Source organism: Pseudomonas sp. NFPP28 (assembly GCF_900115535.1).
GTDB lineage: Bacteria > Pseudomonadota > Gammaproteobacteria > Pseudomonadales > Pseudomonadaceae > Aquipseudomonas > Aquipseudomonas extremorientalis.
Genome location: NZ_FOWT01000005.1, coordinates 554053 through 568413 on the forward strand (window position 1 = coordinate 554053; position 14361 = coordinate 568413).

11 protein-coding genes and 1 rRNA gene are annotated in these 14361 nt (G+C 61.5%); 5 read left to right on the forward strand and 7 right to left on the reverse strand.

Features of this window, described 5'->3' with window-relative positions; translation table 11 throughout:
• The first annotated feature begins 2 nt into the window (after positions 1 to 2).
• The 3 genes from BM110_RS16325 to BM110_RS16335 are packed head-to-tail and all read left to right on the forward strand — an operon-like array spanning position 3 to position 3917.
• Entirely contained in the window at positions 3 to 1430 is a 1428-nt protein-coding gene (locus BM110_RS16325; protein WP_093513835.1) for an O-antigen ligase family protein, read from the forward strand.
• Positions 1430 to 2839: a murein biosynthesis integral membrane protein MurJ gene (gene murJ / locus BM110_RS16330; protein WP_093513825.1), complete on the forward strand. Its 1410-nt coding sequence runs from the start codon at positions 1430 to 1432 to the stop codon at positions 2837 to 2839. Before BM110_RS16325 ends, murJ begins: the two co-directional genes overlap by 1 nt.
• A 22-nt stretch (positions 2840 to 2861) precedes the next feature.
• Positions 2862 to 3917 carry an acyltransferase family protein gene (locus BM110_RS16335; protein ID WP_093513826.1) on the forward strand — a complete coding sequence of 352 codons (1056 nt, stop codon included), beginning with the start codon at positions 2862 to 2864 and terminating at the stop codon, positions 3915 to 3917.
• Between the two features lie 261 nt (positions 3918 to 4178).
• Here the strand turns inward: BM110_RS16335 and BM110_RS16340 are convergent, their stop codons facing one another.
• The 4 genes from BM110_RS16340 to BM110_RS16355 all read right to left on the reverse strand — a co-directional run bounded on the left by BM110_RS16340 (position 4179) and on the right by BM110_RS16355 (position 8584).
• On the reverse strand, positions 4179 to 4769 hold the full coding sequence (locus BM110_RS16340) for a DUF4174 domain-containing protein (RefSeq protein WP_092249515.1): 591 nt from the start codon (positions 4767 to 4769) through the stop codon (positions 4179 to 4181).
• 164 nt (positions 4770 to 4933) lie between these two features.
• Entirely contained in the window at positions 4934 to 5566 is a 633-nt protein-coding gene (locus tag BM110_RS16345; RefSeq protein ID WP_092249512.1) for a glutathione S-transferase N-terminal domain-containing protein, read from the reverse strand.
• 12 nt (positions 5567 to 5578) lie between these two features.
• Entirely contained in the window at positions 5579 to 6157 is a 579-nt protein-coding gene (locus BM110_RS16350; protein WP_093127035.1) for a GNAT family N-acetyltransferase, read from the reverse strand.
• Between the two features lie 69 nt (positions 6158 to 6226).
• Entirely contained in the window at positions 6227 to 8584 is a 2358-nt protein-coding gene (locus BM110_RS16355; RefSeq protein ID WP_092249506.1) for a DNA polymerase II, read from the reverse strand.
• A 198-nt stretch (positions 8585 to 8782) separates the two neighbouring features.
• Here BM110_RS16355 and BM110_RS16360 point away from each other — a divergent pair, with 198 nt between their 5' ends.
• Positions 8783 to 10993: a TonB-dependent receptor gene (locus BM110_RS16360; RefSeq protein WP_093513827.1), complete on the forward strand. Its 2211-nt coding sequence runs from the start codon at positions 8783 to 8785 to the stop codon at positions 10991 to 10993.
• Between the two features lie 34 nt (positions 10994 to 11027).
• Here BM110_RS16360 and BM110_RS16365 read toward each other — a convergent pair whose 3' ends face one another.
• Positions 11028 to 11495 (reverse strand): SRPBCC family protein, encoded by a 468-nt coding sequence (locus tag BM110_RS16365; RefSeq protein ID WP_092249500.1) that lies wholly within the window; start codon positions 11493 to 11495, stop codon positions 11028 to 11030.
• A 99-nt stretch (positions 11496 to 11594) separates the two neighbouring features.
• On the opposite strand from BM110_RS16365, the gene BM110_RS16370 reads away from it, so the two are divergent.
• A complete protein-coding gene (locus BM110_RS16370) occupies positions 11595 to 11996 on the forward strand; it encodes a GFA family protein (RefSeq protein WP_092249497.1) in 402 nt (133 codons plus the stop codon).
• A 1-nt stretch (position 11997) separates the two neighbouring features.
• Here the strand turns inward: BM110_RS16370 and mrdA are convergent, their stop codons facing one another.
• Both mrdA and rrf read right to left on the reverse strand, forming a co-directional pair.
• Positions 11998 to 13890: a penicillin-binding protein 2 gene (gene mrdA / locus BM110_RS16375; RefSeq protein WP_093513828.1), complete on the reverse strand. Its 1893-nt coding sequence runs from the start codon at positions 13888 to 13890 to the stop codon at positions 11998 to 12000.
• Between the two features lie 216 nt (positions 13891 to 14106).
• Positions 14107 to 14222: ribosomal RNA gene (gene rrf, locus BM110_RS16380) — 5S ribosomal RNA — on the reverse strand.
• Between the last annotated feature and the right edge of the window lie 139 nt (positions 14223 to 14361).

A 14361-nucleotide genomic window follows, 5' to 3' on the forward strand; every position in this document is an offset into this window, starting at 1 on the left:
ACGTGAACCTGCCCAGCCTCGTCGCCATACTGTTCGGCCTGTTGTTCGGCGCCGCCGCTCTGCTGCTGTCGCCGGCCAAGGCGTTCCTCGCCGTGATCGGCCTGGCCGGTGCGGTGACCATCCTGCGTTTTCCGTTCTGGGGCCTGGTGCTGTTCGCCCTGGTCGCCACGTTCATGCCGTATTCCACGGTCAACCTGGGCATTCGCAGTACCGTCAGCGAAGCGATCCTGGCGCTGACCTGGGGCGCGGTCCTGTGGCACAACTTCCTGGCGCGCCTGCCGGATACGCCGAGCCTCACCCGTCGGCCCACCGACCAGATGCTGTTGTGGCTGATGCTGTTCAGCGTGTTCCCGTTCATCGTCGGCCAGGTCACTATTCACGCCGACACCAGCGGCGTCGCCAACTGGCTGCGCTGGTTGCTGAGCCTGTCGGCGGTGTTCCTCTGTGCCAAGTTGCTGGTGGACCACAAGCACCGCGAATCCCTGGTGATCGCCCTGCTGCTGGGCAGCCTGGCGATGCTGGTGCTGTCGATTGCGGTGTTCGTGCGCACACGCTCCGGGGCCGGTATTGCACCGGTGCTGGCGCTGTTCAATTACGGCAACTTCGATATGCTCAAGTTCGGCCTGGAGGCGATGTCGTCGCGCATGGGCTCGCCGTGGATGCACCCGAATGCCATCGGCGGGATCATGGCGTTGCTGCTGCCCCTGGCGTTCTGCTTCGGCATGACCGAGCAAGGCTGGAAACGCGCACTGGGCCTGGGCGTGGCGTGCCTGGGCGCCGCCGCCTTGCTGTTGGCCAGTAGCCGTGGCGCGATGGTCAGCCTGGCGCTGGTGCTGCTATGGATGGCCACGCGCCGGGTGCCGTACACCGGGCGCCTGCTGATGATCGGCGCGGCGCTGACGGTGGCGCTGGTGATCGCGTATCCGCCGTTGCAGGAGCGCCTGGCGACGATTTTCTCATCGAGCAACGCCAGTACCGAAGTGCGTTTCGACGAGTACCGCATGTTCCCGCAGGCGGTGATGGCGTATCCGTTCGGCATCGGCTTCAAGGTCGACCCGCCCGTCCCCGACACCCACTTGTTGGGCATTTCCAACCTGTGGCTGAACTTCATCTACAAGACCGGCATCGTCGGCATGCTGTTCTTCGTGGCCGTGACCGTGCGCTGGTGGCGTGAAGCCCGCCCGGAACGCGGCCCGATCCGCCTGACCAAGGACAACGCGCTGTGGCTGGGCACCACCGCCGGGATTCTCTCGGCACTGGTCAGCGGCCTGTTTGACCACTACTTCAGCTTTGCCGTGGTGATGGTCGCGCTGTTCTGGCTGATGGTGGGCATCAATGTGCTGGAAGCGCGGCGTCTGTTTCCGGCGCGCCTGCCGCAGGTGAAAAGCATAACGTCGCGCAAAACGCTGCTCGACGGCGTACAGCGCTGATGCTGGGCTCTGCCGCATGGCTGACGCTGGCGACGCTGCTGGGGCTGTGCCTGGGCTTTGCCCGTGAGTGGTTGCTGGTGGCGGCCTGGGGCGCGGGCGAGCGCAGTGATGCGTTCCTGATCGCACTGTTCTTGCCGGAGGCGCTGCGCATGTCGTTGGCCGGCGGTGTGCTGAGTGCAGCGGCGCTGCCGCTGTACCTGGCGCGCCAGGACGACGAGCGGCTGGGCTGGCTGGCGGTGTTGTTCCCGGCGTTGCTGTCGATCGCGCTGGTCACCAGCCTGCTGTTGACTGTATTGGCGCCGTGGCTGGTGCAACTGCTCGGGCCCGGCCTGGCCGCCAGTGCCACGGCGCTCGCCAGCAGCAACTTGCAGATTGTCGCCTGGTGTGTGCCGGGGCTGATGCTGCATGCGCTGTTCAGCATTGCGTTGCAAGCCAGCGAGCGCTTTGTACTGGCGGGCCTGGGCTCGTTGCTGTTCAACCTGCCGCCGGTGGCCTACCTTGCCTTCGCCGGCACCGCCACTCAACCTCACTCATTGGCCCTGGCCTGCCTGGCCGGCAGCCTGTTGATGCCGTTGGCGTTGCTGCCGTCGATGTGGCGCCAGGGCTGGCGGCCGTGGCATTGGCAGCGGTCGTGGGCACCACTGCGGGAGCTGGGCCAACGCATCGGCCCGCTGCTGTTGAGCAACGGCGCCAGCCAGGGCCTGGCCTTGATCGAACGGCTGGTGGCGTCCTTGCTGGGCGAAGGTGCGGTGACCTGGGTCAACCTGGCGCGCAAGCTGATGAACCTGCCGCTGATTGCGCTGATGAGCCTCAACCAGGTGTTGCTGGGCATGATGAGTCGGCGCCAGGGCGACGAGCGCCTGGCCCTGCTCAAGCGTGGCCTGGAAACCGCCAGCGTGCTGACCCTGCCCGCCGGAGTCGGCCTGGTGGCGGCGGCGCCGAGCCTGGTGGCGTTGCTGCTGCCCAAGCAATCGCTGGACTCGCCGTTGCCGCTGCTGCTCGCCTGGTTTGCCGTACCGCTGGTGTTCGGCGCCTGGAACGCCCTGCTCGCGCGCTACGCCTACGCTGCAGGCGATACGCGCCAGCCATTGCGTTGTGAACTGCTCGGCAGCCTGGCCAATGTGCTGTTGCTGGGCGTGCTGCCGTTTGTGTTCGGCCTGGCCGGGATTCCGCTGGCTGCGCTGGCCGGCGTGCTCTGCACCGCGTTGCTGCTGATGCAACGCCAGGCCTTGCTCGGCGCCCTGCCCTGGGCTCGGAGCTGGCTGCTCAGCGCGGTGCTGATGGGCGTGGCGGCGTTGGCGCTGTTTCGGATTGAAGGCGTGTGGCTGCAACTGGGGCTGAGCACCCTGGCTGGCGCGGTGGTATTGCTGGGCATGGCACTCTGGCTGAGACCGTGGCGCAAAGCATGAATGATCGATCAGGACAACTCATATGAAACATCGCTGGATTCAAATGGATATCGCCAAAGGCATCGGCATCCTGGTGATCGTGTTTGCCCACAGTTGGTTCGTCGCCACTTCGCCGGACTTGCTATACCCGGTGCTGGCGTCGTTCATCTTGCCGCTGTTCTTTTTTCTGTCGGGTGTGTTCTTCAAGCCCGAGCAGCCGTTCGTGGAGATGGCGATACGCAAGGCCGATGGCCTGCTCAAACCGTTTTTCTTCACCATGCTCACCTATGTGATCGTGCGCAGCATTCTGCGTGGCCAGCCGCTGTTGCCGGATATCGGCGGTGTGCTGTACGCCTCGGTGGATACCATTCCGTGGCAGGCGCTGTGGTTCCTGCCGCACTTCTGGGTGGCGATCCTGTTCAGTTGGGTGATGCTGCGCCTGATCCAGCGCCTGAAGCTGTCGCTGTTGCTCAGTTGCGCGCTGGTAACGCTGCAGTTGATTGTGGGCGTCTGGATGCTGCCGTGGTTCTGGCAGTTGCCAGTCGCGCTAGGCGGGCATACCTGGGTGCTGCCGGGCCTGCCATTCAGCCTGGATATCACCTTGATCAGCAGCACTTATTTCATTGTCGGCTACCTGCTGCGTGATTGGCTGCGCACCCACGCGGGCTCCTGGCTGACCCTGTTGATTTCGATTGCATTGTTCGTTGTGGTGTTCACCTTCACCTGGGACACCATGGACCTGGCGCAGCGACGCTACGACCACTGGTTCTGGACCACCCTGCCGGCCGTGATCGGCGTGTACGCCTGCTGGGCGCTGGCGCGCGTATTGATGGTGTCGACCTGGGTCACGCGGGCCATGACCTACATCGGTCAGAACACCTTGATCCTGCTGATCTTCCACGGCGAGATCCAGCACAAGACGGTCGACCTGCTGGAGCGCCTGGGGCTGCCCGCGTTTGTCGCGGCCTGCGTGGGGTTTGTGGTGGCGGTGGTGGTGCCGTTGTTGATCGGGGAAGTGATCAAGCGGGTGGCGTTCCTGCGGTTTTTCTACTTTCCGTTTCCGGTGCGCAAGGCGTCTGTCGCAAAAACGGCGCCTTGAGGGCGCCGTTCAATCATTGCGTCAGAAAGCGTATTTGACACGGGTCATCAGGTTGCGCGGCGCTCCGTACACGCCGTGGTTGCCGGCGTAGCTGAAGTACTCGCGATCGAGCAGGTTGAAGGGGCCGGTGACGTAGAGATCAAGGACTTAGAGGTCGCGCGCGAAGAACAAGGCGTAAATGATAACGTTTATCATATTCTTCGCAGAGCTGTTACTGCAGGTTTCTGCTGCGGGAGCCGACTGCCCAGCTCCCGCACAGGATCAGTCGTCCAATGGTTGCGGCGCGGCATGCTTGGCGGGCTTGCCAGGTTTGGTGCCAGCCTTGGCACCCTGCTTCTCCGCTGGTGCGGCGGCGGGTTCAGGCTCGGCCGGTGCAGCGGTTTCTTTCTCGGCCATCGGCATCTGGTCGATGGCGCTGAAGAATGCCTTCAGGTCGAGGGTATCCGGCGGTACGGTCTTCTCGAGTTTTTTCTCGCCGTCCTTGCCCACCAGGATCACTTTGGTGCCACTGCCGGCGCCCAGCTTGAGGGCACGGATCAGCGCGTTGGTTTCCGGCGGGGTGAGTTTCCTGCTGTCCTTGGGGTCCTTGGCGAATTTCTCGCCTTCAGCACCGATGCTGCCGAACTTCACGGTGTAGAACACCATGCTGCGTTCTTCAAAGGACTGCTTGGTCGCAGGCTCGTCCAGCTGATTTTTGACCTTGGCCAAGGTGTCGTTGCCTGCATCAAGCTCCACCACCACCAGCGGCCGGGCCTTGCCCAAGTCCTGCTTGAGCGGGTTGATATCATCAGCAGCCAACAGCGGCCCCGTAAAAGCCATCAAGGTAGCCAGGGTCAGCGACCGGATGAGCATGCGCACCTCCTTTGAATTCCATGCAGGGTTCTTGAGTTTCATGTCTGCGACAGTCAAATTCAAGGATGATTCCTACACCACTTTAAGAAAGCGTAGGACAGGACGCCCGCCACGCAAGGGTTTGATGGCTGCGACTGTCATTGTTTCCACTGATTGCGGAAACATCATGAGACCTTCCACTCCGGCCAATGCCGAGCAAATACGGGCGCGACGATGGGGTCGGCGTCCACTTGTGCCAGGCTCAGGGCAAAGCCTGGCGCCAGGCCGCTCAACGCGTCGCGTGCCTCATCCCAGCGCGACACCGCCGCCGCCATCAGGCCCAGTGCATTCGGGGTGTTGTCCGGGGCAAACAACTGGTCGGCAAACTGACCGGCGAACACCACCCAGGCCTGGTGAAGGTAGCGTCGTGTGCCGGTGACAAGCTGGGCCTGCACGGTTTCGTTGACGTTACCGAGCCAGCGTTGCGGGTAGTCGATGATGCCGATCGCCGAGTAGCAATTGGCGGCGATATACACCAGGCCGCGAATGATCTGCGCGCGGTTGCCGGACAACAGGTGGGAGGCGGGAAATTCCAGGCCCAGGTGGATCAGGATCGCTGCGCTTTCCGTCAGCACCTGGCCGTCAGGCGTCACAAGGGTCGGCACCTGTTTGAGCGGGTTGATACGAGCCAGTTCGTCACTGCCCTCGCCCTCTGCCCAGGAAGCCGCGTCGACCCTGCGCCACGGCACCGCACAGCGCTGCAGGGCAATTTCGATCATGCAGGAGCCGGATTCGTCGATGCCGTAGAGCGTATACATGGACCTGTCCTCCTAGCGTTGCAGTTTGGCCTGCAGGTTGGCTTTTACCTGCGGCCACTCCGAGTCGATGATGCTGAAACGCACCGAGTTGCGCTTGCGCCCGTCGGGCATGATGCGTTCGTGACGCACGATGCCTTCCTGCACGGCGCCGAGGCGCAGGATCGCGACGCGGGACTTTTCGTTGAGTTCATCGGTGGTGAATTGAACACGCACACAGCCGAATACTTCGAACGCGTAGGTCAGCAGCAACAGTTTGGCTTCAGTGTTGATGGCGCTTTTCTGGGTGGACAGCGCCAGCCAGGTGTGACCGATTTCCAGTTTGCGGTTGACCCGGTCGACCTTCCAGAACCGCGTGCTGCCGACCACCTGGCCGGTGTCGCGGCGCACCAGGGTGAACGGGATCACGCTACCGGCATCGCGCCCGGCCAGGGCGGTGTCGATGTACTGGTCGACAGTGTCCGGGCCCGGCACGTTGGTGACCTTGAGGTTCCACAATTCGCCATCGGCGGCGGCCTCGAGCAAGGCGGCCTTGTGTGCCCGTTGCAGGGGTAGGAGTTCGACCGTAGTGCCGGTCAAGGTAAGTTCGGTCATGGGGCTGCGCCGTCAAGGTGGTCGTCAGTGACCAAGAGTGCAGGCTCGCGCACGGACGAATCAAGCGTTTTAAAACAGACCCATTTGCCCGCCGACCAAGGTACTGAAATCGTCATTCACGAATGGCAGGATCGCATCGGCCACCGGCTGCAATTGCCGGGTGACGTAGTGATCGTAATCGATGGGCGCTTGCCGCACCTCCATCGGCTCGGGGCCGTTGACGCTGATCACGTAGCTGATCCAGCCGCCGCGCTGGTATTGGCGCGGGCGGTTCAGGCGGTCGTTGTACTCATCGGCCAGGCGCGCGGCGCGCACATGGGGCGGCACGTTGCGTTCGTAGTCGTCCAACCGGCGGCGTAGGCGTTTGCGGTAGATCAGCAACTCGTCGAGCTCGCCGCTCAGGGTGCGGCGCACGTAGTCGCGGATGTAGTCCTGGTGCGGCTGGCGATGGAAGATGCGCTGGTAGAGTTCCTGCTGGAAGCGCCGGGCCAGGGGCGACCAGTCGCTGCGCACGGTTTCCAGGCCCTTGTAGACCATGTCCTCGCTGCCATCGCTGTGCACCACCAGGCCAGCGTAGCGCTTTTTGCTGCCCTCCTCCGCGCCACGGATGGTCGGCATGAGGAAGCGCGTGAAGTGGGTTTCGTATTGCAGTTCCAGGGCGCTTTGCAGGCCGAACTCGGTGTGCAGGTGCTCGCGCCACCAGTCGTTGACGTGCTGGACCAACGCCTGGCCGATGCGGCCGGCCTCGACTTGGCTGTGGGCTTTGCCGAGCCAGACGAAGGTGGAGTCGGTGTCGCCGTAGATCACCTCGTAGCCTTGGGCTTCGACCAACTGGCGGGTCTGGCGCATGATCTGGTGCCCGCGCATGGTGATCGACGAGGCCAGCCGTGTATCGAAGAACCGGCAACCACTGGAGCCAAGCACGCCATAGAAGGCGTTCATGATGATTTTCAGGGCCTGGGACAACGGCGCGTTGTGTTCGCGCTTGGCCACTTCGCGGCCTTCGGAAACTCGCGCAACGATGGACGGCAAGCAATGTCGGGTGCGGGAAAACCGCGCGCCGCGAAAGCCTTCCACCGATTCACTGTCGTCGGGGTGCTTGAGGCCTTCGACCAGGCCGACCGGATCGATCAGGAAACTGCGGATGATCGACGGGTAGAGGCTTTTGTAATCGAGCACCAACACCGATTCGTAGAGGCCGGGCCGTGAGTCCATGACGAAGCCGCCCGGACTGGCCTGGGGTGGTTTGTCGCCCAGGTTAGGCGCGACGAAGCCCTGGCGATGCATCAACGGCATGTACAAATGGGTGAACGCGGCGACGGAGCCGCCGTTGCGGTCGGCCGGCAACCCGGTGACGCTGGCGCGTTCCAGGAGGAACTTGAGCAGTTCGGTCTTGGCGAAAATCCGCGTGACCAGCTCGCAGTCCTTGAGGTTGTAGCGAGCCAGGGCGGGCTTGTCCTCGGCGAACATGCGGTTGATTTCGTCCATGCGCTGGTACGGCGTGGAGATGTCCTTGCCTTCGCCGAGCAGGGTTTGCGCGACGTTTTCCAGGCTGAAGGATTCGAAACTCCATGTCGCTGAGCGCAAGGCCTCGATGCCGTCGATGATCAACCGCCCCGCTGCCGCCGCGAAGTAATGGTTGCGGCTGCCGTGTTCGCGCCAGGCCATCGGCTCGTCGCCCCGCCCGAGCATCAGCGGCACGTTGAGGCGCTGGGCATGTTCGTGGAGCACGCGCAGGTCGAATTGCACCAGGTTCCAGCCGATGATCGCGTCGGGGTCGTGCTCGGCGAGCCATTGATTGAGGCGCTCGAGCAGTTGGGCGCGGGTGTCGCAGTAGTCGAGCTTGAAATCCACCACGTCAGTTTTGTTCGGCGGGCCGAGCATGTACACCTGGCGTTCGCCGCAGCCTTCGAGAGCGATGGAATACAGATCGCCCTGGGCGGTGGTCTCGATGTCCAGGGACACCAGTTTCAGCGGCGGGCGGTAGTCGGGCGCGGGTTTCATCTGCGCATCGCAGAGTGCGCCGGTAGCGTCGGGGGTGCCGCCGAACCACACGGGCGCGGTGATGAAGCGCTCCATCATGTAGCGCTCGGGTGGGCGCACATCGCCCTCATAGACGTCGACGCCCGCAGCGCGCAGGCGTTTTTCCACGTCCATCGCCTGGCGGTGCTGGCGGGTGTACAGACCCAGGACCGGGCGGTGATGGAAATCGCACAACTGCAACGGGCGCAGTTCGATATCGCGCTCGCCCTTGAGCAGCCAATCCAACGGCTTGCGATGGGCTTCGGGGATGAACATCACCGAGGTCTGCACAGGTAGGCGGATAAACCTCGGACCCTGGTCGGTGGCCAGCCAGAAACTGACCTCCGTGCCCGCCGGGGTATCGCGCCAATGCCGGGTCAGGACAAAACCCTGCTGTAAATCCACCGTACCGCACCTCAGGAATCGCTTTCAGGGCGTGATTCTACTCGGCATCCGAACGCGCGGACCTTAATCTCACAAAATTGTTGCATGACGTTAATAATAATTACTATCATTTGCACTGGGGTTGTATCCGCGCAGTGAGGAAGCGCAACCATTGTTGCCCTTTCCCTCACCATTGACGGTTCACCGTCAGGATCGACCATGCCCGCCCGTATTCCATTCGCTGTGCCGTATCGCCCCACCCTGCTCGCCCTGTGCTGTTCCCTGAGCCTCTCGGCTCACGCCAGCCAGGAAACCGGCACGCTGGAACTGGGCGCCACCACTGTCAGCGCCGAGGCCCCTGCGCCAGGCGCCCTGCCCCCGGTATACGCCGGCGGCCAGGTGGCACGTGGCGCTCAGTTGGGGGTGCTGGGTAACCAGGACATCATGGACGTGCCGTTCAGCATGTCCTCCTATACCGAGAAATTGATCCGCGACCGGCAGGCCGAAACGATCGGCGATGTACTGCTCAATGATTCATCGGTGCGCCAGGCGTCTGGCTATGCCAACCAGGCACAGACGTTCATGATCCGAGGCCTGCCGCTCGCCGGTGACGACATGTCCTTCAACGGCCTGTACGGCATCCTGCCGCGTCAGATTATGTCCACCGACGCCCTGGAGCGTGTGGAAGTGTTCAAGGGGCCGAATGCTTTCATCAATGGTGTGACACCGACCGGCTCGGGGATAGGCGGTGGTGTGAACCTGCAACCCAAGCGCGCCGATGACCTGCCACTGCGTCGCTTCAGTACCGATATCAGCAGCGATGGCCGGGTGGGCGAGCATCTGGATATTGGCCAGCGCTTCGGCGAGGACAACCAGGTTGGTGCACGCGTGAACCTGTCCCAGCGCGAAGGCGATACCGGCATCGATGATGAAAATCAGCGCTCGAAGCTGTTCACCGTGGGCCTGGACTACCGCGGTGATGCGTTGCGTCTGTCCAGTGATTTCGTGTATCAGAAGCAGCGCATCAACGGTGGGCGTAATTCGGTATTCCTTGGCACGGCCACCCATGTGCCGGATGCGCCTTCGGCAGACACCAACTACGCGCCGAGCTGGAGCAGCACCAACCTCGAAGACACCCTGGGGATGCTGCGCGCCGAGTATGACCTGAACGACAACTGGACGGCCTATGCAGCAGGCGGTGCCAAGCACACCCGGGAAATGGGGCGCTACTCGTCGGTCACGCTGACTGACAACAGCGGCAATGCCCTGGCAAGCCGCTCGACCATCGCCCACGAAGAAGACAACCGCAGCTTAATGGGCGGGTTGAACGGCAGTTTCCAGACCGGCCCTGTGAGCCATCGACTCAACTTTGGCCTGGCCGGTATCTGGACTCAAGCACGCAATGCCTATGTGTTCAACGCCTCGTCGACGGCTACCCGAACCAATATCTACGACCCTGTGACCGGCGCTCCGCCCACCCTGAACAACCCGCGCAATACGCCAGGCACTGATTTCAGCGACCCTACCATTACAGGCAAAACATTCTTGCGCAGCGCAGCGGTGTCCGACACCCTGGGCTTCTTCGATGACCGCCTGTTGGTCACGCTGGGCGCGCGCCGCCAGCAGATGGTGGTACAGGCTTACAACTACATGAGCGGTACGCGCACTTCCAACTATGACGAGTCAATTACCACGCCAGTCTACGGCCTGGTGTTCAAACCGTGGCAACACGTGTCCTTCTACGCCAACCGCATCGAAGGCCTTGCGCAAGGCCCGACGTCGCCGGTCAACTCGGGTAACCGGACGATCATCGGTGGCGGCCAGGCGTTTGCGCCCGCTCGCTCCAAACAAATCGAAGCGGGTGTGAAGGTGGACATGGGCACCTATGGCGCCACGCTGGGTGTATACCGTATCGAACAGCCTGGGGCCGGCTACGTTCAGGTCATCGATGCGACTACAGCGCGCTATGTGCGTGAAGGCCAGCAGATCAACAAAGGCGTGGAACTGAACGTCTTCGGCGAGCCCCTCAGCGGCCTGCGTTTGCTGGGCGGTGTGACGGTGATGAAGACCGAACTCAAGGACACGCAAAACGGCGCCAATGACGGTAACCGAGCAATCGGCGTGCCTTCGTTCCAGCTCAACGCCGATGTGGAGTGGGATGTGCCTGGCCTGCAAGGCGTAACCCTCAATGGCCGCTGGCTGCGCACGGGCGGGCAGTACGCCGACGCCGCCAACAACTTGAGCTTGCCGACGTGGAACCGCTTCGATATAGGCGCGCGTTACAACTTCAAGGTTGCCAAGCGTGATGTCACCCTCGGCGCCACCGTGGAGAACGTCGCCAACACGAAGTACTGGGAATCGGCCCAGGGCGGTTTCCTGAGCCAGGGCGACCCGCGTGTTGCCAAGTTGTCGGCGACTGTAGACTTCTAAAAAGCACTACAACGAAGTGAGCCCGTTGTTGCAGTCATGCCTGGCGGGCTTGGTTCAGGTAGTTTTCGATGTTGCCCATTTGTTCATCCCAGCCCCGGGAGTTCATCTTGAAGGCCTTTTGCCGACGGGCTTCTGGCACCGTGTCGAAGCCGGACTCGACCACCCGCAATAGAATGCCTGGAGCACGGTCTTCAAGGGTGAACTCCACCAGCGTGGGGGTTTCCTGGTCATAATCGACACCCGCCTCGACCGCGAAAGGATGCCACCAGAAGGAGAACAGCGTTTGCGGCAGGATGCGTTCGATCCTGGCCTTCCAGATCACATGTTCATAACCCGGATAGGTGATCGGTGCCTCGATGGTTTGCCCGGCAACAAAGGCTTTGCCTTCGAGGGCGATACCAAACCATTGGCCGAACTGCTCGGCATCGGTGAGGGCTTCCCACACCTGTTTGCGTGAAGCGTTGAGCAGGACTTTCCGTTCGATTCGATCCAATACGTGCATAAGTCACCTCCTCCATTGACAGTAGGTGACATCGAACAATGCGCAACCTGGGATTGTAAGCAATGATGATGACCCCTTTATTGATCCGGCAATTACGTTATGACTGACCCATTGAATGGAAGTTGCTTCTGCAAGGGCGTGCGGTATCAGGTGAGGCGTCTGGACATGCCGATCAGCCACTGCCATTGCGACAGCTGCCGCAAGGTGCATGCAGCGGCATTTGTCACGACAGCCGGCGTGATGCGCGAACACTTTCGTTGGACCCAGGGTGTGGAACTGCTGGCGTCTTTCGAGTCGTCGCCGGGCAAGCTCAGGCATTTCTGCTCGCGTTGCGGCTCGCACCTGATGGCCGAACGAGGGCATCAACCTCACGTCATTGTCCGGGTGGCGACGCTGGACGATGATCCGGGCTTCAAACCCACCGCGCACATCTGGATGGCCCATGATGTGCCCTGGCTTGCCCATGAAGGCGTAGAGCAATGGGACGAGTGGAAAGCCTGATTTAAACCTTTGGGTCTCCAGGTGCTTTGGCCGGCGTTGCGTATTGCGGTTTCAAGTGACCTTCCTGGTCGAGCAACCAGGCGTCCATGATCTGGCGTACGACCGGCCCAGCAACGCGACCGCCGGCTTCACCGTTTTCGATCATCACCGAAATCACAATTTTCGGGTGTTCGGCTGGGGCGAAGCCGACGAACAACGCGTTGTCGCGGTGGCGCTCCAGGGTCTTTTCACGGTTATAACGCTCGCCCTGCTTGATCGCGACCACCTGTGCGGTACCACTCTTGCCAGCGATACGGTATTGCGCGCCTTGTGCGGCAGCACGGGCGATACCGCGTGGGTCGTGCATCACCAATTGCATGCCATGGTTGACCTGCTCCCAATCACGTGGATCCTTGAGGACCACATTGGGCATAGGGTTTTCATCCACCGGTGGCACGCCGTTAATGGTCTTGGCCAAGCGGGGTCGGTTCCACACGCCTTTGTTGGCGATCAGCGCGGTGGCTTGGGCCAGTTGCAGCGGTGTGACCTGCATGTAGCCCTGGCCGATACCGAGGATCACGGTCTCGCCCGGGAACCAGGGTTGGCGGCGAGTGGCGCGCTTCCAGGCCTGGGAGGGCATCAAGCCAGCCGACTCTTCAAACATGTCCAGCGACACTTTCTGGCCCAGGCCGAATTCAGCCAGGTAGTCGTGCAGGCGATCGATGCCCAGCTTGTGGGCCAGGTCGTAAAAGTAGGTATCGTTGGAGCGCATGATAGCGGCGTCCATGTCGACCCAGCCGTCACCGCTGTGGTTCCAGTTGCGGTATTTGTGGTCGAAATCCGGCAGTTGGTAGTAACCGGGATCGAACACACGGGTCTGTGCAGTGACGACACCGCTGTCGAGACCGGCGATGGCGACTTCCGGCTTGATGGTCGAGCCCGGCGCATAGAGCCCGCGCAGGACGCGGTTGAACAGTGGCCGGTCGATGGAGTCATGCAGCGCGGCATATTCCTTGAAGCTGATGCCGGTGACGAACAAGTTAGGGTCGAAACTCGGTTTGCTGACCATGGCCAGCACTTCGCCTGTTTGTGGGTCGAGGGCAACCACCGAGCCACGGCGATCGCCCAAGGCTTCTTCTGCCGCCTCCTGAAGGTGGACGTCGAGGCTCAGTACTATGTTTTTGCCGGGGATCGGATCGGTGTGCTTGAGTACACGCAGCACACGGCCCTGGGCGTTGGTCTCGACCTCTTCATAACCTACGTGACCATGCAGCTCGGACTCGTAGAAGCGTTCGATGCCGGTCTTGCCGATGGATTGAGTGCCGCGGTACTCAACCGAATCGAGGGCTTTGGACTCTTTCTCGTTGATCCGTCCCACGTAACCGATGGAATGCGCAAAGTGGGCGCCCAGGGGATAGTGGCGAACGAACTGAGGTTCTACATCAACCCCTGGCAGACGGAACTCGTTCACCGCCAGCAACGCGATCTGCTCTTCGGTCAGCTCGTAAAACAATGTCACAGGGACAAAGGGGTGGCGTGCCTGCTTCAGCGCCTTGTCGAACATCGCGCGATCCTCGGCGGGCAGGTGCAGCAAACTGACGATGGCGTCCAGCTCGCCCTTGAGGTCGGTGGTGCGCTCTCGGGTGATGGTCAGGTTATAGCTAGGGCGGTTGTCGGCCAACACGACGCCATTGCGGTCGTAGATCAGCCCACGCGTCGGCGTGATGGGTAATACGTGGACGCGGTTGTTTTCGGAAATCGTGGAGTGATAGTCGAACTGCACGACCTGCAGGAAGTACATGCGCCCCACCAGGGCGGAGGAAATGCCAATCACCAGCAGCGCACAGGCGAGCAGGCGCTTGTTGACCAGACGGTTTTCTTTTTCGTGATCTTTGATGGGTATCGGTTCAGGCATTTCTACAGCATCTCGTTGAAGAAGGTCGACGCCGCATCCTGCGGGTGAAAGATCAATCCCTGTGAAAATGTGCTGCACCATACCAAAAATGCAGAAACACTTTGCATCGTTTTGCCCAACGGTACGGTATTTATTGAGGATGAGCTGCGCTTGAATTTTCGACCGCCCAAAACAAAACCCCTGACTGCGTTAGCAATCAGGGGTTCTGGAATTTAATCTTGACGATGACCTACTCTCACATGGGGAAACCCCACACTACCATCGGCGATGCATCGTTTCACTACTGAGTTCGGGATGGGATCAGGTGGTTCCAATGCTCTATGGTCGTCAAGAAATTCGGGTACTGAGTCGCGGCCTGGGCCTCGCTTCAGCAAATTGGATATGTGACAGCTTTCGGTGTTTTGTGAACGTCGAACTTTCGGTTCATTTTCGTCTTCACACACCGCAATCTGATGCTCGTTAGAGTAGTCA